This window comes from Levilactobacillus brevis (assembly GCA_021383565.1).
Classification (GTDB): Bacteria; Bacillota; Bacilli; order Lactobacillales; family Lactobacillaceae; genus Levilactobacillus; species Levilactobacillus brevis_B.
The window spans coordinates 1,075,567-1,095,273 of sequence record CP079699.1 but is presented as its reverse complement, the minus strand read 5'-3'; the positions used below and the strand labels follow the sequence as shown (position 1 = coordinate 1,095,273).

The following is a 19,707-nucleotide window of genomic DNA, read 5'->3' as shown; positions in this document are numbered from 1 at the left end:
GTGCCGGCGATTTTTTTGGCTAAGGTTTCTAGGGGATATGAATATTTAACCCCGCCTTGCCAGCCGCTGAATGTAAGCTGGCCGGCTATAACCCAGCCAATCCAGTACGAATACCCAGTTGGCATCACGGCTGGCAATTAATTTAAGAAAGGCAGGCCCGAATCATGAAATTTATTCATGCGGCTGATTTACATTTAGATAGCCCGTTTTTGGGGCTGCAACACCTCCCCACCGCCCTGTTGACGCAGGTGCGCGAGTCCACGTTTCACGCGGCAACTGCCGTTTTCGATCGCGCCATTGCCGAGCACGTTGACTTTGTTCTACTGGCGGGGGACCTGTTCGACCGCGCTGAGCAAAGTGTCGCGGCGCAGGCGTATTTATTTCAACAGTTTGATCGTCTCAATGAGGCGCAGATTCCCGTGCTCATCAGTTTTGGCAATCACGATTACCTAGCGGATCAGCACCAAACCGTTGCTTATCCGGACAACGTCACGGTCTTCGGTGCCGACGTGAGCACGCAGACCTTGACGCTGGCTTCCGGTGAAACGGTGGCCATCAGCGGCTTCAGCTATCCGCAACGCTGGGTTACGGCCGATCAGACGCCGGCCTTTCCCGATCATGCTGCCGCGGACTGGCACATTGGCATGCTGCACGGGGCGGTCGGAACCGGAAGCGATGACCATTATGCACCGTTTACCGTGACCGAATTATTGGCCAAACGCTATGATTACTGGGCGTTGGGGCACATTCACCAGCGTCAGTTGTTGGCGGAACAGCCGCCCATTTTATACGCCGGAAACACGCAGGGTCGGGCCATCACCGAGGCGGGCGACCGAGGGGCCTACCTCGTTACCAGTGAAGGGGGAAAACTCGTCCCGCACTTCTTCAGCACGGCCGCCGTTCTGTGGGCCGCACCGCAATTGGACTGCCCGGATATCACAACGTTGACGGCGTTGAGCCAACAATTAGTGGATTGGTTGATGGCCAATCCCGCGAACCGGCCCACGCTAACGGCGTTGATGGTTCGCTTGCCGCAAGCCTTGACCAGCGATGACGCGGAACAGCTTGCCAGCGGTGACTGGCTGGCGCTCTGGCAGCGGACTCAGCAACGCGTGATGCGTCAGGCCAATCGCTACGTCGTTAAGATCACCGTCACGGCCCAGACGACAGCGACCAGCGCGCCCCAGTTGGATCAGCAATACTGGGACCAGGGGGCTACCGCGACGTTTACGCCAGCGAACTTGCAGGAATTGTTTGGTAAATTAGCGCAGACGCCTACGCTAGCCGATTGGTTCACACGTGAACAGACCCCCGCCGAGCTTCAAACGGCGGCGCAACAAAAATTAGCCCAACTCATGGGGGAGGAGGATGACCATGCGTCTTAATCGGCTCACGATTTACGGTTTCGGCAAATTTCACGACCGGACCTTTCGACTGGCGGCGGGATTGACGGTACTATTGGGACCCAACGAAGCTGGTAAGTCAACGTTGACGCAGTTTATCAGCGCCATCTTCTTTGGCTTTCCCACCAAGAAGCACCCCGAACTACGCTATGAACCGTTGGATGGTAGTCAGTTTGGCGGGGAGATTGCCTTCACGTTGGCCGGAACCGACTATCTACTTAGTCGCGTCGATGGGCCCCGAGGCGGCAAGGTCACTTTACGTAATACGACATTGGATTTAACTTTGCCGGCGGCCACACTCTCGCGCTTATTGGCGCCGGTAGATGCGCAGTTATTTAAGAACGTTTACGCCATGAATGAACCCCAACTGGGGACCGTGTTTTCCGCGTCCAAGCAGGAATTGGTCGATCGCCTTCGTCATGTGGGTGCAGTGGGCAGTGACTTTTGGCTACGGCAGGCCCAGCAATTGGACCGCGCCGCTGACGACCTGTATAAGCCACAGGGACGTAAACCGGCCCTGAACCAGCTACTTCAGGAACATGCGACGTTGACGGCCAAATTAAACAAGGCCAATGCCAGCTATGCCACTTACTGGGATCTACTGCAGCACCAGCAACAGCGGCGCCAACAACAAACGGATCTCCAGCGGCAGTTGGCCGTGCAACGCCAGATTGCTAGTCAGTATGACCAGCAACTGGCACTGTGGCCCGTTTATCAACAATGGCGCGAGTTGGCGTCCACGCCGACGTCCACGCACGACGGGTTTCAGCAGCGCGACGCTACGGCGCTGGAACGGCTAACCAATCAGGTGAAGGCCACGCAGGCAGCGCAACAGGCGGATCAGGATCAACTCAGCAGTCTGCAGGCACAACAGCAGCTCGACCCATTATTTCAGGATTATCTCCTGGTGAGTGGGCAAGTTGACCCCTTAATCGCCCGGCTGCCGGACATCACCATTGCCGAGCGTGAGCGCCACCGGTTACAGGCGGATCAAGCCGACCTGCAGCACCAGGCCGATGGGATTGAACAGCAGTACGCCGCGGATGGTCAGATGCCGCGAACCTTTTCACTGGCCACGACTCAGCGGGTTCGGCAGCTAAAGTCCAACCTGACGTTGGCCACGCAAAAGCGCCGCCGCTTGCAGCAACAGCTCAATCAATTAAACGAACAGTATCGCCAGCAACAACCGACGCGCCAGCAGCACAAGAATCCGTTGGCCGATAAGCAGATTGGCTGGTTGGCCGCCGGGTTGATTGTTTTAGTGGGGTCGATGTTCTTACCGGCGACACTCTTTAAGCTCGCTGGCGCCTTGTTGGGGGTGGCCGTGGGCTACTACGGCGTCTTCATCGTGGATAGCAGCACACCGGCCAGTCGGCAGCAGCAATCGCTAGAAGAAGACATTCGTGACGTTCAGGCCCAGCTCCGTGAGGATGGTCAGGTCATCGACCGGGTGACCCGACAGCTCGATGACATTGGTGACGCCCACGGTCTGGGCAATATACCGGTTGACCAGTGGACGGCGGCCCAAGAGGCCATTGTGACCTGGGAACGCCTGACGCAACGTCTTGAAGCAACCACGGCCCAACAGGCCACGGCGGCGCAGACGGTCACGGAGTTCCAGACGGCCGTTCAACGGGTCCTCCCGCGGGCTGCGGCCAACGATCTGACGGCCTTGATCACGCAGCTTAAGACGCTTCAGGCCACGCAGCAGCATCTACAGTCACAGGAAAGTGATGTCACGGCGATTGCCGCACGACTGAAGCGCGATCAGGTCGCCATCGACCAGGCCCGCCAGGCCGTGACGACCTTTCTGCGGACCCGCAACGTTCGGAGTACGGACGCCTTCTACCGCCAGTACGAACAAGTCCGTGCTCAGGGCAACCGGTTAAGCCAACGAGCGGCGCTGGCCCAGCAGATGGGCGATCAGCAATTGGCTGCCTTGCAGCGTGTGTCCGACCAGACCACGTTGCGCCAGCAGGAGACGGCGGCAACCCAGCAGGTCACCACGTTACAGCACCAGCTGGATACCGTGACCGAAGCATTGGCCACCGGAGCGGGGCAACTGGCCCATTTGACGGCGAGTGGAACGCAAGCCACGTTACGCCAGCAATTGGCCAATTTGGAAACGCGGATGCAATCGCTAACCCAAGACTGGATGGTCGACCGGTTGGTGAGCCAGTGGATTGCGGCCACTTTAGCCGCGGCCTCGGGTGATCGGCTCCCACAAATTGTGAAAACGGCTAGCCAATTCTATGGTAAATTAACGGAAAACCGGTATACTGAAATTGAACTCACCCCAACCACACTTCGGGTACGCCGGCCAGATGGCGCTTGGCGATCGGTCAGTCAGCTGTCGCGCGGAACGGCGGAACAACTGGACTTTGCGGTCAAGTTGGCCTTCGCCGTCGTCATGGCTGAACAGGTAGCCATGCCCGTGGTGATTGACGATGGCTTGGTGAATTTTGATGATCAGCGACGGCGGGCGGCTTATCGCTTGTTGGCGACGATTAGTGCCAAGGTACAGGTGATTTTGCTCACGGCCGATCCCGTGGTCGCAGATGAATTAACCACAGAAACTTTAATTCGATTAACCGATTAGGAGGGTCTAACATGGCGGCAACAAAACAATTAATGGACTATGCAGTAGACGAAGCGGTTGACTTATTCGTGCTCCTTAAGTCCGCCGATGTGCGGATAGCAAAGAATGGGAAGCAGTATATTGCCCTAGTCTTTGAGGATCGTTCCGGCGAGATTTCTGGGAAATATTGGGACGCCTCCGACGAAGACGTCACCAATTACGTCGCAGGCCGGATCGTCCACTTGCAAGGCAAACGGGAGAATTATCAAACGCATCCCCAGATTAAGATTTTCCATCTGCGACTGTCCAAACCTGGCGAGCCGACCGATCCTGAACAATTTATCGAGCAGGCACCGATGGACCGGGCAGCCATGGAAGACTACATCAATCAAACTATCTTTGAAATTACGCAGCCAACCTGGAACCGGTTAGTGCGAAAACTGCTGGGAGAATACCAGGATCAGTTCTTCACGTATCCGGCGGCCAAGAGTAATCATCACGCGTTTAAGGGGGGCTTGGCGTTTCACACCATCTCCATCTTGAAGCTGGCTCATTCGGTGGTGAAACAGTATCCGGATTTAAACGCGCCGCTACTGTTCGCCGGGGCCATCTTGCATGATCTAGGCAAGACCATTGAGCTATCGGGGCCCCAAGCGACGACCTACACCCTGGCCGGTAATCTGGTGGGGCACATCGTTCTGATTGATGGCGAATTGGTCCGGGCTTGCGAGCCGCTGAAGCTGGATCCGCAGGCTGAAGATGTGCTATTGCTACGGCACATGGTTCTCAGTCATCACGGTTTATTGGAGTACGGTTCGCCAGTGCGGCCGGCCTTGCGAGAAGCCGATGTGCTTCATCAACTCGACGAACTGGACGCCTCCATCATGATGTTGGATACCGTGGTGGAACATACGGAACCGGGAGAATTCTCGGAACGCGTCTTTGCCTTGGACGGTCGGCGCTTCTACCGGCCAACCACGGATGCGCCCAAGGATCAGCAAGACTAGTCGACGAGACGATCAATAGAACTTGAAGTGGTAGCAGGAGGGACTTTTCACATGACGAATCGGGACAAAATGCATACGGGCGACCTCTACTTGCCGGACGATCCGGCCATTGAGGTTGAACAGAAACGCTATCTAGATAAGCTTTACGACTACAATCACACGCGGCCCAGTCAGTCCGAGCAACAACAGCGACTGCTTCAGGAGTTGTTTGCCGAGCTGGGGCCCAACTGTTACATTGAACCACCGTTTCACGCGAACTTCGGTGGGCACCACGTCCACTTTGGCGCCAACATTTACGCCAACTTCAATTTGACGTTGGTCGATGATACCCACATCTACGTGGGCGACCACACCATGATTGGACCGAACGTCACGCTAGCTACGGCGGGTCATCCCATCAACGCGGAATTGCGGGCGCAGAATTATCAGTACAACATGCCGGTTCACATTGGTCGGAACTGCTGGCTCGGTGCCGGCGTTATCGTCCTGCCCGGCATCACGATTGGCGACAATGTGGTCGTTGGTGCGGGCAGTGTCGTGACCAAGGATTTGCCGGATAACGTGGTCGCGGTGGGCGATCCGTGTCGCGTGTTGCGCGAGGTTAACGATCATGATCGCGAATTTTACTTCAAGGATCGGCGGATTGACCCAGCCTTATTTGAGAAATGAGATTGAAAAAACTAGCGCTCGGGTGACACCTTGGAAAAGAGGGGGTGTCACGTGAACGCTAGCTTTTTTAATGATGATAAGCAATAGGCGGGAGACTTTCAAGCAAATTGGAAACACAAGAGTGGGGGAGAGCTACTAGCAGGTACAGGTAACAACTGAACGTGGCGACATCGCGGGCGTGGCAACGCTCGGCTAGTTTAATTGGATACATCTCGTTTAGCCGTGAGTGAGTAAAATTTGGCGAACGGTAAGGCAGCCAGCCTATTATCATGGGTGGCATCCTTAGTCATACTAAGGGTTTTAGCTGTTTTATAGCTTGCAACCTTTAGCCAACCGACCATAAAAAAATCCCCAGACCATCGTTGCCGATGATCCGGGGATTTTGAAAATTCAGAAATTACTTGGATGATGAAGATGACGTGGTTGAAGACTTGCTTGATGATAAGTAATCAGACAAGATGTTCTTCAAATCGTTATCCTTGATGGAAACGTCACCCTTCTTCAAGACCTTGGCAACCACGTTGTGCAGAACAGTAGAATCGTTCATGTCGTTGTCAATGATTTGCTTCTTCAATTCGGCCTTGTGTTCCTTGATGGTTCCCTTACCAGGGTTCTTCAGCATCAAGATGACGTGGTAACCGTATTGCGTCTTAACAGGCGTAGCGGTGTATTCGCCAGTCTTCAGCTTGAAGGCAGCCTTCTTGAAGGTTGAATCCAGAGAAGTATCGGTGCTATCGAAGGCACTCAACTTACCACCCTTGTTCTTGGTAGCCGTATCAGTGGAGTACTTCTTAGCTAACTTCGTGAATTCACTCGTCATGTCGCTCTTCTTGGTATCCTTCAATTCGCTGATAACCGTGTTAGCAGTGGACTTCTTGGAAACTAAGATGTGGGCAACGGAAACTTCTGGTTCGTAGCTCTTGAATTGCTTCTTGTATTGGGCGTCCGTGATCGTAACGTTGTCCTTAACGGCTTCCTTCAGAAGTAAGTTAGAACGAATTTCAGTCTTTAAGCTGGATTCCGTCATCCCACTTTGGGAAAGGACACTCTTGAATGATGAACCGTATTGGGTCTTGTAAGTGTTAAATTGCTTGGTAACTTCGGACTTCTTAACCTTGTCACCGTATTGCTTTTCCAAGACCTTGTTCAGGATCATTTGTTGCAGAACTTGCTTACCAGATGAAGTTCCCTTCAAACTGCTGTAGTAAGCACTTTCGGTGATTTTACCACCGCTAGTGGTTGCAACGGTTTGGTTCCCACAACCAGCAAGCGTTACAGTCAGTAACAAGCCGGCAAGGGCGATAAACCATTTCTTCATATTACTCAACACATCCATTCATCAAAATTGGTGTAAACACCATACTTGGATATCATAACACAAAATTTCCTAAACCCAAAAAGGTACGAGAAGCTTTACAAAAAGTTCAAAATTACAACCTATCCCAGCGAGAAACGGTGTCCTCAATAACCTCGACGCGTGGGGCAATCTTGAACGCAAATTTCTCGACGTCACTTTGAATGTCTTCGATCGCGGGGGTAGCGGTGGTCACGGCCGCGCTAAGGGCTTGGACCTTGTCTGTCAGGTTATCCTTAGCGGTCTTGACATCGTCGACTTGGTCCATCGTGACCTTGGCTTGGGCGCTCAGCTGTTTGGCCCAAGTGCGCGGGTCCTGTTTCGTTAACGTAAAGTAGGCTGCCAAACCAACCCCCGTCGCGAGGGTGACGCCGGTTAAGAATTTTCCAATACCCATCGTTAGTCCTCCAGTTGTGCCTTGATTTTAGCCTGAATAGCCGCGTAATCATCTGGCGTGTAGTTGCCGGAATTATCCTTAAAGATCATCCGGAAATCATCATCGTCCGTGTAGCGCGGTACCAGATGGAAGTGAGAGTGAAAGACGGATTGGTACGCCACCTTACCGTTATTGTTGACGATGTTCATGCCGGTAATGGCGGGGTTAGCCGCTTTAACGGCTCGGGCAATCCGGGGAATCCGGGAGAAGACGGCTGCGGCGAGATCGGCGTCGTAGGCGAAGATGTCCTTGACGTGGGTCTTCGGAATCACCAGCGTGTGGCCCGGCGTCCCCTGTGAGATGTCGAGGAAGGCCTTGACGATGTTGTCCTCGTAGACCGTGTAGCTCGGGATATCCCCCTTTAAGATTTTGCAAAAGACACAATCGTCATCATAGTGCGGTTCGAGTGTCATTTTATCCATGAAATCTCCTTCTTTCGCTTCGATTTCGTTTATTATACACCATCAATAGGGCCCGATTCACCTCTATCGTTCGTTCACTGGGTGAGCTATGGTATAATAGCTGAGTTATGACCGGGTGATTGGTCATGGATGTATGGATTCGGCGGACTCCCGAATCGGTTAAATAAAAGAGAAATGAGGGAATGTATATGGCCTTAGAAGTTAGCCACGTTGTGGGGGGCTACTCCCAGATTCCCGTCTTAAAAGATATCAGCTTTGACGTTAAGGACGGCGAATTAGTTGGTTTAATCGGGCTCAACGGTGCCGGTAAATCAACGACAATTAATCATATTATTGGGTTGCTCACACCCCACAAGGGGACGATTACCTTGAATGGCGTGACGATTCAACAGGATAGTCAGGCGTACAAACAGCAGATTGCCTATATCCCCGAGACACCGGTGCTTTACCAAGAACTCACGTTGCGTGAGCATCTGGAGGTGTCGATGATGGCGTACGACCTGGATCACGACCAGGCGTGGGCTACGGCGCATAAGTTACTGAAGACGTTCCGGTTGGACAATAAGCTGGATTGGTTCCCGGCGAACTTTTCCAAAGGGATGAAGCAAAAGGTCATGATCGTCTGTGCCTTTCTGACGCAGGCCAAGTTATTTATAATTGATGAACCCTTCTTGGGGCTGGACCCGTTGGCGGTCAATGACCTTTTACAATTAATTGAAGATCGTAAGCGTCAGGGGGCCAGCATCCTCATGTCGACCCACGTGTTGGATACGGCCCAACGGTACTGTGACCGGTTTGTCCTGCTTCACGACGGCCAGGTGAAGACCGAAGGCACGCTCAGCGAGTTACAAGCCGCTCTTCCGGAAGCGGGGGAATCGCTGAACGACATCTACCTTTCGATGACGAAGGTTGATCGCGCATGACCGGATTATTTAAGACGCGGCTGCAGCGCCATCTCCGGGAAATGGCCAAGTATTTGCGGCTCGTATTCAATGATTTCTTTGTTTTTGCGTTACTCTTCTTACTCGGTGGACTGGGTTATGGCTATTCCAATATGTTGAAGACGCTCAAGACCGGTTACTGGTGGGCGCCCGTGGTGGCCTTAGTCGTCTTGGCAATCGTCGCTCAGATTGGCCGGTTCGCCACCTTGATTGAGGATGCCGACCGGGTCTTCTTGCTGCCTAAGGAACGGGCGATGCACGCCTATCTCGTGGCGGCACGGCGTTACAGCCAGGGACTGGCCCAAGCCACCCAGCTTGTGGCGGTCTTCTTACTGGCCCCCTTCATGAGCGTGACAATGGGGTGGCCTGTGTTACGCCTCGTCGAATTGGGCGTGGCGCAGATTATCCTTAAGGACGCGTTGCTGCGGTTGGACTTGGCCAGTGCCTACCAGATAAATGGTCAGACGCGGATGAACCACTGGGCCATCAAGTGGGGTGTGAGTCTGATTATCTTGGCGGTTGGTCTCTGGACGGTGCCGTGGGCCGCAATTATTTTGGCGCTCATCCTCGATGGGGCTGTGGCCACTTGGCTTGCGCAGCATTGGCAGAAACAACAGATTCGTTGGCGTGAGCAGATCAAGATTGAGGATAACCGGATGCTGGGCATTTATCGTTTCTTCAACATGTTCACGGAAGTTCCGATGTTGTCGGGCACCATCAAGCGTCGCCGCTACCTAGATGGCCTGTACAAGCTCATCAAGCCTAGTCACGACCACCTTTACCTTTACCTCTTTAGTCGCGGCATGGTGCGGGGCAGCGAATTCAGTGGCCTAGTCGTTCGCCTAACCGTGATTGGCATGCTTCTGTTGTACTTCGTTCGTGGCGAGTGGCTGCCGGTGATCTTGGCGGCACTCTTTATCTACCTGATTGGCTTTCAACTCTTACCATTCTTCCAGCAATACGATGATGTGGTCTTTACCCACGTCTATCCTGTCTTGCCCGCGCAACGGCTCAAGAGCTTCGTGACGCTGATTACGTTGATTTTGAGCGTGGCGGCCTTGTTACTCTGGCTGGTCGTGGTCGTGGCCAATCCGCACGTGTTGACGGCTGGCATGACGCTGCTAGTGGAGGTCATCGAAGTTTGGTATCTGGCAAGAATCTACACGCCACACCGGTTAGCCCGTTCTGTTGAAAATAGGGGTTGACGTGGCTCGCATTTGCCCATAGAATTAATAATAGCTGACAAATCGAGGAGGGGTGGCCATGGCGCTGGATATCAGTGACGGTTGGAGTCTGTATCCGCTGGGCGGAAATACCGGCACGGCGTATATGGGAACGAAGGCTTCACAAAAAGTGTTCTTAAAACAAAATGCGTCACCGTTTCTGGCCGCGCTCTCCATGGAGGGCATCACACCCCGGTTGGTGTGGACTAAGCGGCTTGCCAGTGGGGATGTCATGACTGCCCAGGAGTGGCTCAATGGCCGGACGTTGCACCGCGAGGAAATGCGCGAGCAACGGGTCGCTCGGCTACTTCATCGGGTCCATCATGCCCACCTGCTTCATGATATGTTATTAAAAGTCGGCGGACGATTTACCACGCCCGCCCAGTTGTTAGCTCGCTTGCAGCCAGCCTTAGCCGCTGACTTACGCCGCCATCCGCTGATTCAATCGGCGTTTGCGACGTTGCAGGAGGAGCAACCGCAACTGCCCAAGACGCATTACGAAGTTTGTCATGGTGATTTAAATCATAAGAACTGGTTGTTGTCTGACCGCCGGCGCCTGTACCTGGTCGACTGGGACGCTGCAACGTTTGCGGACCCGGCCTATGATCTGGGTGCCCTGCTCTGTGAATACGTGCCACTGGAAGAATGGCGACGTTGGCTTCAGGACTACGGTGAGACGATCACGGCTGATTTGACCGCGCGGGTGAACTGGTACGCGCGGATTCACTGCCTGAGTGTGATTGCGGACAGCTACCACCAACAACGGTTTCAAATTATGAATCAACACTTAATTTTACTGGAAAAACTGACAAGAGCGTCAGTAACGGATTAAACGTCGGCGGGAGCGAGGCAGAACCTTGCGCCCGCCGTTGTGATTAGAGGAGGACTTGCATCGTGCGTGTGCGAAATAAACCGTGGGCCAAGGATTACGTGGCCGAACATCCTGAACGTTTGGTAGAGGAACCAGAACCATTGAAGGGCAATTGGCAGAGCCGCTTTCCCAAGGAACAACCGTTGTACATTGAAATCGGAACGGGGAAAGGACAGTTCATCGTCGAGATGGCCAAGGCCCATCCGGATCGGAACTTTATTGGAATTGAAATCCAATTTTCCGTGATTGCGGCGGCGCTGAAGAAGGTCGTGGCCAGTGAGTTAACCAACATTCAGTTGGTCCACACTGATGGCGAAGCGGTGAATACGTTCTTTGCGGCGGGCGAAGTAGCTGGCCTGTACCTGAACTTCTCCGATCCGTGGCCCAAGTCGCGGCACGCCAAGCGGCGGTTGACATCACCCGTGTTTTTGGCGCACTATGCCGATGTCCTTCAGCCTAAAGGAGAGATCCAATTTAAGACCGACAACCGCGGCTTGTTTGAGTATTCCTTGGGGAGCTTGAATAACTTCGGCCTGGTCTTCGATGGGGTGTGGCTGGACTTGCACGCGGCAACGGATGGCGTGGAAGATATTCAGACGGAATACGAACAGAAGTTCTCGGCGAAGGGACCAATCTATCAAGTGATTGCCCACTTCCCGATGAAGGATCAAGATTAAATAGACGGCCCGCGGGGCAGGAACTGGCGATGAGTCAGGACCTGTTCGGCGGACTTTTTTATCGAAATTTGCGAAATTGACGAATAATGGACCTCTTTTTACGGAGTTAGGGTGTAGAAAAGGGGTGGTCAAATGTTGGTGGCGTTGTTGCAGGATCAGTTGGTGGATGCGCTATACGCACAGCGGCGATCAGACTACGCCTGTCCGGCCTGTCATCAACGCGTGGGCTTGCGGCACGGAACGCGCGTGCAGCCGTACTTTGCCCATCGTCCACAATCCCCCTGTTCGATTCTAAGCGAGGGAGAGACGCCCCAGCATATTGCGGGTAAACGCCAACTGGCCGCTTTCTTTGCGGATTGGGGACCCGTCACGTTGGAGCACGTGTTGCCTGAAATTCAGCAGCGTGCGGATTGTTGGGTGGCACGCCCAACCCGGCCGCCAGTGGCGTTGGAATTTCAGTGTAGTCCCATCACCACGCAGCAGGTCTGGTCACGAACGACAGGGTACCGCCGGCTGGGTGTCCATCCCCTGTGGCTCCTCGGGAGTCGTTATGCGCGACAGAAGCTGGGATGGTCGCTGATTGAACGATTCGCGCAGCATTTACGCGGTTGGGGTCTCTGCCTGTTATTTTGGGATGTTCGCCGGCAACGGTTGCGAATCGACCACCATCTCTATCAAGATGCACTGGGAAACTATCATGGTCGTACGACCTGGCTGGCGACGCTGTCCGCACTGACCGCTGGCAATCAACAGCCGTTGCCGAAGCTGGTCTTGAACTATCCAGCTTGGCGCTCCCGATTAGCGCGGGACCTTCACCTGAAAACACCGGCCGTCTTGGCCGTCCAAGAGCACCTTTATCCGCTGGGCCACCACCTCTTGGATATTCCCAGCACGTTGGCTACGACGGCAAAGACCCGACCACTCTTTGGCCAAGGCCTACTGATTTGGCGCGCACTGGTTGCCGCGAAGCTCTTCGCGCTACCGACGACAACTGTAGCGGCTGCGACCGTTAATCGGCTAGCCGTCAGTAGTTTTCAGGTGGTGGGCGGCCATTATCGGGCAGTGGGGGTGACGGCTGACCAGTCATTAGAGATTGCTAAGCGGCAGTTGATGGCCGACCTGGAGAGACAAGGGTATTTGCGCACGGTTGCCGCCGGCTGGGTGATCCTGCGCCCTTTGCGGTGGGTCGGAGAAATTAAAAAATAGTGAGATGACCGGGAGATCAGCCGCCAACGTTGGGCGTGAAAGTGGTAAACTGGGAGTATGTAAAATTTGAAGGAGGACTGGACATGAAACAAATTCCCAAACGCACAGCGGTTCCCGAGGCATTGACTTGGGATCTGACCCCCATTTATGCCGATGATGCGGCCTTTAAGGCGGCGGTCGCCGCGGTTAAACAACAAGCCAAAGAGGTGGCTACCCATCAAGGCCAACTGGCGGAAAGTGCGGCGGATCTCTACGAGGTGACGGCGGCAATTTTTGACCTGAACCGTCAATTGGAAAAGGTCTACGTCTACGCCTCCCTGAAAAACGACCAGGATACTAGCGACGCCAACGCGCAGGCCTTGTCTGGCCAGGCCGAGAGTCTGGTCGCCACGGTGGCAGCCGCGACATCTTGGTATGAGCCAGAAGTCTTGGCGTTGCCACAGGTGGTCATCCAAGCCTTGATCGACGCCGAACCCCGGCTGACCGAATACCAACACTTCTTTGACGTGTTGGGCGAGGAGCGGGACCATACGTTATCCGCAGCTGAGGAAAAGCTCTTGGCCGGCGCCAGCGATATCTTTGGTGCTTCTGCTAAGACCTACAGTGTCTTGAGCGATGCCGATCTCAAATTCCCTGTCGTTCAGGACGAAGACGGGAAGGATGTCCGGCTGTCGGAGGGGCTGTATGGCGTCTTACTTCAGTCCACTCAGCCTAAGGTCCGTGAGCAGGCATTTAAGGCGCTGTACAGCGTTTATCAGCAATTCCGACATACCTTTGCCAGCACGCTGTCTAGTGAGGTTAAAACGCATAATTTTAGCGCTCAGGTCCGACATTACGGGAGCGCTCGTGAAGCTGCGATGAGCAGTAATCATGTGCCAGCCGTAGTCTACGATACTTTGGTGAAGACGGTCAATGCTCACTTGGATTCACTCCATCAGTACGTGAACCTACGGAAGGAAATTCTCGGCCTACCCGAACTCCACATGTACGATCTGTATACGCCAATTACCGGGGAACCGAGCCTGAAGTATACTTATCCGGAAGCCCAGCAGGAAGCACTCAAAGCGTTGCGCGTTCTGGGTCCCGACTATGTTGCTAACGTGCAGAAGATGTTTGATGGCCGGGCCATTGACGTCGTTGAGAACCAGGGCAAACGGACGGGGGCCTACTCCGGTGGGATGTACGATACCAAGCCATACATCTTGCTGAATTGGCAGGATAGTCTGGAGAGCCTATTCACGCTGGTTCACGAGATGGGGCACAGCATGCACAGCCACTACACGCGGACTAATCAGCCTTACCAGTACGGAGACTACTCGATTTTCGTGGCCGAGATTGCCTCAACGACCAACGAGAACTTACTGACAGATTATCTGTTGAAGACGCAAACTGACCCGCAAGTTCGGGCGTACATTTTGAATCATTACCTAGATGGCTTCAAGGGAACGGTTTACCGGCAAACCCAATTCGCTGAATTTGAGGATTACATTCACCAGCAGGACGCGGCCGGAGAAACGTTGACCGCCGACTTCATGAGCAAGTTCTATGGCGACCTGAATCAGCGTTACTACGGTGACGGGGTCATCTCCGATCCGCAGATTGCGGACGAATGGACACGGATTCCACATTTCTACTACAATTACTACGTTTACCAGTATTCGACTGGATTCGCGGCGGCCACCACGCTAGCACAACGGATTCTCAGCGGTGACGCGGCCAAACGCGATGCCTACCTGAATTACCTGAAGTCGGGGAGCTCGGCCTTGCCAATCGAGGTCATGCAGAAGGCTGGCGTTGACATGACGAAGCCAGATTACCTGGAGACGGCGTTTAAGACGTTTGATGAACGGTTGGCTGAATTTAGCCAATTGGCGCATGACTTAAAGAAATAAATCAACAATAAAACAGCATCCGTCCGCGATGAGTTCGCAGACGGATGCTGTTTTTTGATTAGTCTAATCGGAAATGGATTGCCAGTCCTGTTGCCAAAGCACGCCCATGGTCTTTTCGCCGGTGTGCACGCTGATGGCGGGGCCTAACGTACTTCGCGAGACCCGGACGGTGGGAAATTGTTCGTGGAGGGCCTGTTGCCAGCGCAGAGCCGTCTCCTCGTTGTTGGCGTCAATGACCGTGGCGTGAAGCGGATAGTCAATCTGTTGGAGATCGGCTTTCAGGTGAGCCGTGATAAAGCCAAAGGCTCGGCGCATCGTCCGCTCCTTATCAATAGCAATGATTTGCCCGGCCTCATTGAAGGTCAGCAGGGGTTTGATATTCAGGAGATTGCCGATCATGGCCGAGCGATTGGTTAATCGCCCGGTACGCGCAAGGTGGCTGAGATTATCGACCGCAAAATAGACGTGCTGCGTATCACGTAGAGCCAGTAGTTGGGGGACAATCTGGTCGGCCGATTGTCCGGCCGCGATGAGCTTACCCGCTAGCAAGCAGAGGTTGGCTTCACCGGCACTGGCGACCAGCGAGTCAACGGGATAGATCTTAGCCTTGGTGTACGTTTGGCAGAACGCGCGCAGGTTACTCATGAACGAGGTAATCCCGCTGGAGAGGTGGATGGAGATAATCTCATCCACGCCCTGACTCACCAGTCGGTCATAGGCTTCCTCAATCTGCCCCAAGGAGACCTGAGCCGTCGTGGGCAGTTCCTGGTCGGTTTTGAGATAATCGTAGAAGGTTTGCAGGCTTAATTCGGATTCGGGATATTGCTGCCCACCGAGAATCACCGTAATCGGTAGCACCGTGATGGGGTATTGGGCGATCTGATCGGCAGTGAGGTAAGCAGCAGTATCTGTAACGATGGCAGTTGTCATAAACGTTCCCCTTTGGGCTAAAATAGTTGGGTCAATCATACCATATCCGCTCACATTTAGGGGGATTTTAAACGCAAATTTTTAGGGTCACCATAAATTATTTAGCCGCGAAAAAAAGACCTGAGCACGAACGCTCAGATCTTGATGTAAAACGATTTATAATACCCGTAAATGCGGAGCAAAAGCGCCCGCAGCTGCTGAATTGGGTTGGTTGTTTTGCGCATAATTAGGTTCGCCCATTAACATTTCTCGCGTCGCAACACCCTGACTTTCACAAACATCACACAGAGAATCATAGGTGACATCGTTGAGTAACAACCCACATTGCGAAACATCACAGTTGAAGATCACAGCCGATGAGGACTGTTCAATCTTCATCTCGGCAGCCATCTTCTGATCCGTCTGAAAGGCTTGTTTCGCCAGATCAGAATCGCAGTCTTCGGTAAACATGTCGAGGTCTAAGTGGCAGTCCTTGGCAACTTCAACCGCCAGTTTTTGGGAGAACTGTTGATGGTTGTTGACGACGGCCGTCTGCATGTCGAGTAAAAATTTCCGTCCCTTCCGCTTACCTTGAAAGAGCGCTGCCTTATAGGCGAGAATCGCCTGGTAGTAAACGTTAAAGTAAGCGTTACGTTGTGCCAAGCTGTGCCGCTCTGGCAAAGCCTGTTCGATAATTTGTTGATTTAGCAGCGGGACGAATTGAAACGACACCTTGCTATTTAAGTGGTCAGCCAACCGCATAATATTCTGTTCTGAGCGCATACAGCGTGCCCCCAGTGGGTTGACGAACAAATAGACTTCTAACACATTGCTTCCTCCTAATATCTATCCTGTTGGTAATCAGCAAGGATCACCAAACAAAAAGTAACAATAGCACTACTTTAGCAAAAATACAAAAAATAGCAATCCAAACGTTTGTTTGATGGTGAGCCCCGTTCGTTTAAAACGCAACCTAATCATGCAACATTTTTGCGGCCAGGTAAAGCTAAACGCCTCGTGAAAATCAAACTAACCCCAACTTTCAAATTTCGCGGTCAGATAGGAGGTAATTAGTCTCGATTACGCTCAAGTTATGGTAAAATTCATAGGTAAGCTGTGTAATTAAGGTTGGGGGATAGTCGTCATGATAGCAAACTGGGATCAATTTTTATTGCCCTATCAACAGGCCGTCAGCGAGCTGAAAGTCAAGCTCCGCGGCATTCGGAAACAATTTGAGAATCGCAATCAACGGCCGCCCATTGAATTTGTCACGGGTCGCGTCAAGCCAGTCCCCAGTATCGTGGAGAAGATGACGCGGCGCCACGTGGCGGAGGAACGCTTGGAACAGGATATGCAAGACATTGCGGGACTACGAATCATGTGCCAATTTGTTGAGGATATTTATCAAGTCGTTGACCTCCTCCGGCAACGAACCGACCTCACGATTCTTGAGGAACGCGATTACATTCATAATGAAAAACCTAGTGGCTACCGGTCATATCACATTGTGATTGAGTATCCGGTACAGCTCGTCACGGGTGAAAAGAAGATTTTAGCGGAAATTCAGGTGCGGACACTGGCCATGAATTTCTGGGCAACGATTGAGCATTCGTTGAATTATAAGTATCAAGGGGACTTCCCGACGGAACTGAGTGCACGACTTCAGCGCGCGGCGGAGGCCGCCTTCAAGTTGGACACGGAAATGTCCGAAATTCGAGAAGAGATTCAGGAGGCGCAGCACTACACACCGCAGAACGGTGCGGGTGGGGATACGCCGAACGCCCCTCAGAGTAAGGAAGATTGACGCAATGAAGGTTTCCATTTATGGCAACAACGGCCAAGCCTCAGTGAAGGTTGCGACGGCCTTAAAAAAAGGATTAACGGCGGCAGGAATTGTCCTAGACAGTCTGGACCCGGACATCGTCATTACGGTCGGCGGCGACGGGACGCTGTTATCGGCGTTTCACCACTACAATGACCGCTTAGATCGGGTGCGTTTCGTTGGGATTCATACCGGCCATCTGGGTTTTTACACGGACTGGCGGGACTATGAGGTCCAAGAGCTAATTGACAGTCTGGTCGAGGATAACGGTCAGAGTGTCAGCTACCCGTTGTTGACGATTAAAGTCGACTACGCCGATGGCACTCATCCGGACCGGGCGCTGGCGCTCAACGAGTCAACCATCAAGAAGGTTTCCGGAACCATGGTGGCGGATGTCTATATCAAGGGTGAATTCTTCGAAAGTTTTCGGGGGGATGGCCTGTGTATCTCGACACCAACCGGCTCGACGGCCTACAACAAGGCCGTGGGCGGTGCGGTGCTGAGCCCGCAGTTTGATGCCATTCAGATGGCCGAAATTGCCTCCATCAATAATCTGGTCTTTCGAACGCTCGGGTCGCCGCTGATTATTCCGGCGGACGAGTGGATTCGTGTAGAGCCGGTCAGTTCGGCGAACAACGTCTTGATGTGCGACCAGTTGAGTATTGAAGGTCGGCCTATCAAGGCCATCTCCTATCAGATTGCCCAGCAGCGCATTTCGTTTGCTGAGTACCGGCACACTCATTTCTGGCAACGCGTCGAATCTTCCTTCATCGGGAGGGAGAACGGATGACCAGTTTTGCGTGGCGCGTGACGGGCACTAGTCCCATGCATGTGCGGACGGTCTTGATGGATCATGGCGTGACCCGGACGTTTCTCAAACGTGTGAAATTTCACGGCGGTGTCGTGACCCTAGACGGTGAGGAGGTACGTGTCATTGCGATGGCGCGACCCGGACAAACGGTGGGGCTACAGCTGCCCCCCGAACCAGCCAATGCCAACGTGAGCACATCCTTTGCGCCCCTGGAGATTCTCTACGAGGATGAACACTTCCTAGTGGTGAATAAGCCAGCGGGGATGGCCTCGGTGCCATCACATTTGTATCCGGATGATACCCTAGCTAATCGGGTGAAGGGCCATCTCGTCACGATTCAGGCGCCCAGCACGGTGACCCACATCGTGACGCGGTTGGATCGGGAGACCAGTGGTGCCGTGCTCTTTGCCAAGCATCACTTTGCCCATTCTATTTTGGATAAGCAGTTAAAGCTGGGCCAACTGGATAAGCGCTATATTGCGGTGGCTACGGGCCGGGTCACCCCACGACAGGTGACGGTTACGGCCCCCATTGGGCGGGCCCCGGGTTCCTTTATCAAACGCATGGTACGTCCGGATGGCCGCCAAGCCAAGACGGCACTACGGGTGGTAACCCAGTCCAAGACGGCCAGCCTATTGGCTATTAAGCTGTATACGGGCCGGACTCACCAGATTCGGGTGCACTGCCAGTCGCTGGGGCATCCGTTGCTGGGGGACTGGCTTTACGGTACGCAGACCAATCCGTGGATTCACCGGCAGGCGTTGCACTGTGCGCGGTTGTCCTTTTACCAGCCGTTCGACCAGCGCTGGATCACCTGTTACGCACCGTTGCCCACTGACATGGCACGGGTGATTCAACGGGAAATACTGGATGGTGCTGACCGCCTTATCCGTTAGTCGATTGATTAAATCATTGCCTGCGGCTAACAGTAATTCTGCCTGCTGTGGGGATCGGTTTCAGCCAAGGAGCGGGCTTCCACCTCGCTTGGAAGCCTGGCAAAAGTCGCCAGTCTCCCAAGTCGTCCCACCCAGTAACCCGGCAAGAAACGTCGGCTAACTGGGTTGTCACGGCTGGCGCCATTACTGTCTTCCTCCAGCGTAGATTGTGACTTTACTGGGAAGCGGTGTAAATTCTTTGCAAGTCTACGTGTTTGGGAACCACAACATGTCTGATTGGGTGTCACCATTGTAGCCGAGAGTGAAGCGCCAGATGAGCTCAGCCGTGGGATTATCTGATCGGCGTTAGCCGGTTAGATAATGGCGACTTGGAAACGCCGGTCTGGGGCGGTTCCAAGCGAGTCCTGAGACCGTTTCTCAGGCTCAGGGCGTCCTGCCCACCGCGTTCCAGCTCATCTGGCGCGAACGGTAGGCGGCCAGTGAAAACTAGAAAAGTTAAAGTATAGCCAGTTTCTATCTGTAAGGCGGATGGAAGCTGGCTTTTGTGTTGGTAAGGAAACCTTATCATGCCAGTCGCTGGCGAAGTTTGA

General features: G+C 53.6%; 18 protein-coding genes. 13 read left to right on the top strand and 5 right to left on the bottom strand.

What is annotated here, in order from left to right; all coding sequences use genetic code 11:
- Nucleotides 1-164 precede the first annotated feature (164 nt).
- From KB236_05135 to KB236_05120, 4 genes are read left to right on the top strand one after another with little or no spacing between them, the layout of a single operon-like run.
- Entirely contained in the window at nucleotides 165-1,385 is a 1,221-nt protein-coding gene (locus KB236_05135; protein UIF30112.1) for a DNA repair exonuclease, read from the top strand.
- Nucleotides 1,375-4,002, top strand: a complete 2,628-nt coding sequence (locus KB236_05130) for an AAA family ATPase (GenBank protein ID UIF30111.1) — start codon at nucleotides 1,375-1,377, stop codon at nucleotides 4,000-4,002. The genes KB236_05135 and KB236_05130 overlap by 11 nt, the downstream gene beginning before the upstream one ends.
- 11 nt (nucleotides 4,003-4,013) lie before the next feature.
- The gene (locus KB236_05125; protein ID UIF30110.1) at nucleotides 4,014-4,988 is read left to right on the top strand and encodes an HD domain-containing protein; all 975 of its coding nucleotides are present in this window, start codon (nucleotides 4,014-4,016) and stop codon (nucleotides 4,986-4,988) included.
- A 51-nt stretch (nucleotides 4,989-5,039) separates the two neighbouring features.
- Nucleotides 5,040-5,657 (top strand): sugar O-acetyltransferase, encoded by a 618-nt coding sequence (locus tag KB236_05120; protein ID UIF30109.1) that lies wholly within the window; start codon nucleotides 5,040-5,042, stop codon nucleotides 5,655-5,657.
- A gap of 397 nt (nucleotides 5,658-6,054) precedes the next feature.
- Here the strand turns inward: KB236_05120 and KB236_05115 are convergent, their stop codons facing one another.
- The 3 genes from KB236_05115 to KB236_05105 all read right to left on the bottom strand — a co-directional run bounded on the left by KB236_05115 (nucleotide 6,055) and on the right by KB236_05105 (nucleotide 7,860).
- Nucleotides 6,055-6,975, bottom strand: a complete 921-nt coding sequence (locus KB236_05115) for a peptidylprolyl isomerase (GenBank protein UIF30108.1) — start codon at nucleotides 6,973-6,975, stop codon at nucleotides 6,055-6,057.
- Between the two features lie 112 nt (nucleotides 6,976-7,087).
- Complete coding sequence (locus KB236_05110) at nucleotides 7,088-7,408, bottom strand: hypothetical protein (GenBank protein UIF30107.1); 321 nt, start codon at nucleotides 7,406-7,408, stop codon at nucleotides 7,088-7,090.
- A gap of 2 nt (nucleotides 7,409-7,410) precedes the next feature.
- The gene (locus tag KB236_05105) at nucleotides 7,411-7,860 is read right to left on the bottom strand and encodes an HIT family protein (GenBank protein UIF30293.1); all 450 of its coding nucleotides are present in this window, start codon (nucleotides 7,858-7,860) and stop codon (nucleotides 7,411-7,413) included.
- Between the two features lie 191 nt (nucleotides 7,861-8,051).
- Here KB236_05105 and KB236_05100 point away from each other — a divergent pair, with 191 nt between their 5' ends.
- The 6 genes from KB236_05100 to pepF all read left to right on the top strand — a co-directional run bounded on the left by KB236_05100 (nucleotide 8,052) and on the right by pepF (nucleotide 14,679).
- The gene (locus tag KB236_05100; GenBank protein UIF30106.1) at nucleotides 8,052-8,792 is read left to right on the top strand and encodes an ABC transporter ATP-binding protein; all 741 of its coding nucleotides are present in this window, start codon (nucleotides 8,052-8,054) and stop codon (nucleotides 8,790-8,792) included.
- A complete protein-coding gene (locus tag KB236_05095) occupies nucleotides 8,789-10,015 on the top strand; it encodes an ABC transporter permease (protein ID UIF30105.1) in 1,227 nt (408 codons plus the stop codon). Before KB236_05100 ends, KB236_05095 begins: the two co-directional genes overlap by 4 nt.
- Nucleotides 10,016-10,073: 58 nt before the next feature.
- On the top strand, nucleotides 10,074-10,865 hold the full coding sequence (locus tag KB236_05090) for a phosphotransferase family protein (GenBank protein UIF30104.1): 792 nt from the start codon (nucleotides 10,074-10,076) through the stop codon (nucleotides 10,863-10,865).
- Between the two features lie 62 nt (nucleotides 10,866-10,927).
- Complete coding sequence (trmB, locus tag KB236_05085) at nucleotides 10,928-11,581, top strand: tRNA (guanosine(46)-N7)-methyltransferase TrmB (GenBank protein UIF30103.1); 654 nt, start codon at nucleotides 10,928-10,930, stop codon at nucleotides 11,579-11,581.
- A gap of 147 nt (nucleotides 11,582-11,728) precedes the next feature.
- Complete coding sequence (locus tag KB236_05080; protein UIF30102.1) at nucleotides 11,729-12,787, top strand: competence protein; 1,059 nt, start codon at nucleotides 11,729-11,731, stop codon at nucleotides 12,785-12,787.
- A gap of 83 nt (nucleotides 12,788-12,870) precedes the next feature.
- The gene (pepF, locus tag KB236_05075) at nucleotides 12,871-14,679 is read left to right on the top strand and encodes an oligoendopeptidase F (protein ID UIF30101.1); all 1,809 of its coding nucleotides are present in this window, start codon (nucleotides 12,871-12,873) and stop codon (nucleotides 14,677-14,679) included.
- Between the two features lie 63 nt (nucleotides 14,680-14,742).
- Here pepF and KB236_05070 read toward each other — a convergent pair whose 3' ends face one another.
- Nucleotides 14,743-15,609, bottom strand: coding sequence for a DegV family protein (locus KB236_05070; GenBank protein UIF30100.1), 867 nt, complete (start codon nucleotides 15,607-15,609; stop codon nucleotides 14,743-14,745).
- A 156-nt stretch (nucleotides 15,610-15,765) separates the two neighbouring features.
- Nucleotides 15,766-16,416: a DsbA family protein gene (locus tag KB236_05065; GenBank protein UIF30099.1), complete on the bottom strand. Its 651-nt coding sequence runs from the start codon at nucleotides 16,414-16,416 to the stop codon at nucleotides 15,766-15,768.
- Nucleotides 16,417-16,732: 316 nt separating this feature from the next.
- Here KB236_05065 and KB236_05060 point away from each other — a divergent pair, with 316 nt between their 5' ends.
- Genes KB236_05060 through KB236_05050 form a run of 3 tightly spaced genes read left to right on the top strand, consistent with a single transcriptional unit; the run spans nucleotide 16,733 to nucleotide 19,117 of the window.
- Entirely contained in the window at nucleotides 16,733-17,392 is a 660-nt protein-coding gene (locus KB236_05060; GenBank protein ID UIF30098.1) for a GTP pyrophosphokinase family protein, read from the top strand.
- A 4-nt stretch (nucleotides 17,393-17,396) separates the two neighbouring features.
- The gene (locus KB236_05055) at nucleotides 17,397-18,200 is read left to right on the top strand and encodes an NAD kinase (GenBank protein UIF30097.1); all 804 of its coding nucleotides are present in this window, start codon (nucleotides 17,397-17,399) and stop codon (nucleotides 18,198-18,200) included.
- Nucleotides 18,197-19,117 carry an RluA family pseudouridine synthase gene (locus KB236_05050; protein ID UIF30096.1) on the top strand — a complete coding sequence of 307 codons (921 nt, stop codon included), beginning with the start codon at nucleotides 18,197-18,199 and terminating at the stop codon, nucleotides 19,115-19,117. The genes KB236_05055 and KB236_05050 overlap by 4 nt, the downstream gene beginning before the upstream one ends.
- Nucleotides 19,118-19,707: the final 590 nt, after the last annotated feature.

Bases quoted from the DNA above. Each gene is read 5' to 3' on its own strand.
- KB236_05070 (UIF30100.1), bottom strand. From the start codon at position 15,609: ATGACAACTGCCATCGTTACAGATACTGCTGCTTACCTCACTGCCGAT.
- KB236_05100 (UIF30106.1), top strand. From the start codon at position 8,052: ATGTATATGGCCTTAGAAGTTAGCCACGTTGTGGGGGGCTACTCCCAG.
- KB236_05090 (UIF30104.1), top strand. From the start codon at position 10,074: ATGGCGCTGGATATCAGTGACGGTTGGAGTCTGTATCCGCTGGGCGGA.
- KB236_05105 (UIF30293.1), bottom strand. From the start codon at position 7,860: ATGACACTCGAACCGCACTATGATGACGATTGTGTCTTTTGCAAAATC.
- KB236_05055 (UIF30097.1), top strand. From the start codon at position 17,397: ATGAAGGTTTCCATTTATGGCAACAACGGCCAAGCCTCAGTGAAGGTT.
- KB236_05095 (UIF30105.1), top strand. From the start codon at position 8,789: ATGACCGGATTATTTAAGACGCGGCTGCAGCGCCATCTCCGGGAAATG.
- KB236_05110 (UIF30107.1), bottom strand. From the start codon at position 7,408: ATGGGTATTGGAAAATTCTTAACCGGCGTCACCCTCGCGACGGGGGTT.
- KB236_05060 (UIF30098.1), top strand. From the start codon at position 16,733: ATGATAGCAAACTGGGATCAATTTTTATTGCCCTATCAACAGGCCGTC.
- KB236_05125 (UIF30110.1), top strand. From the start codon at position 4,014: ATGGCGGCAACAAAACAATTAATGGACTATGCAGTAGACGAAGCGGTT.
- KB236_05135 (UIF30112.1), top strand. From the start codon at position 165: ATGAAATTTATTCATGCGGCTGATTTACATTTAGATAGCCCGTTTTTG.
- KB236_05120 (UIF30109.1), top strand. From the start codon at position 5,040: ATGACGAATCGGGACAAAATGCATACGGGCGACCTCTACTTGCCGGAC.
- pepF (UIF30101.1), top strand. From the start codon at position 12,871: ATGAAACAAATTCCCAAACGCACAGCGGTTCCCGAGGCATTGACTTGG.
- KB236_05115 (UIF30108.1), bottom strand. From the start codon at position 6,975: ATGAAGAAATGGTTTATCGCCCTTGCCGGCTTGTTACTGACTGTAACG.
- KB236_05130 (UIF30111.1), top strand. From the start codon at position 1,375: ATGCGTCTTAATCGGCTCACGATTTACGGTTTCGGCAAATTTCACGAC.
- KB236_05050 (UIF30096.1), top strand. From the start codon at position 18,197: ATGACCAGTTTTGCGTGGCGCGTGACGGGCACTAGTCCCATGCATGTG.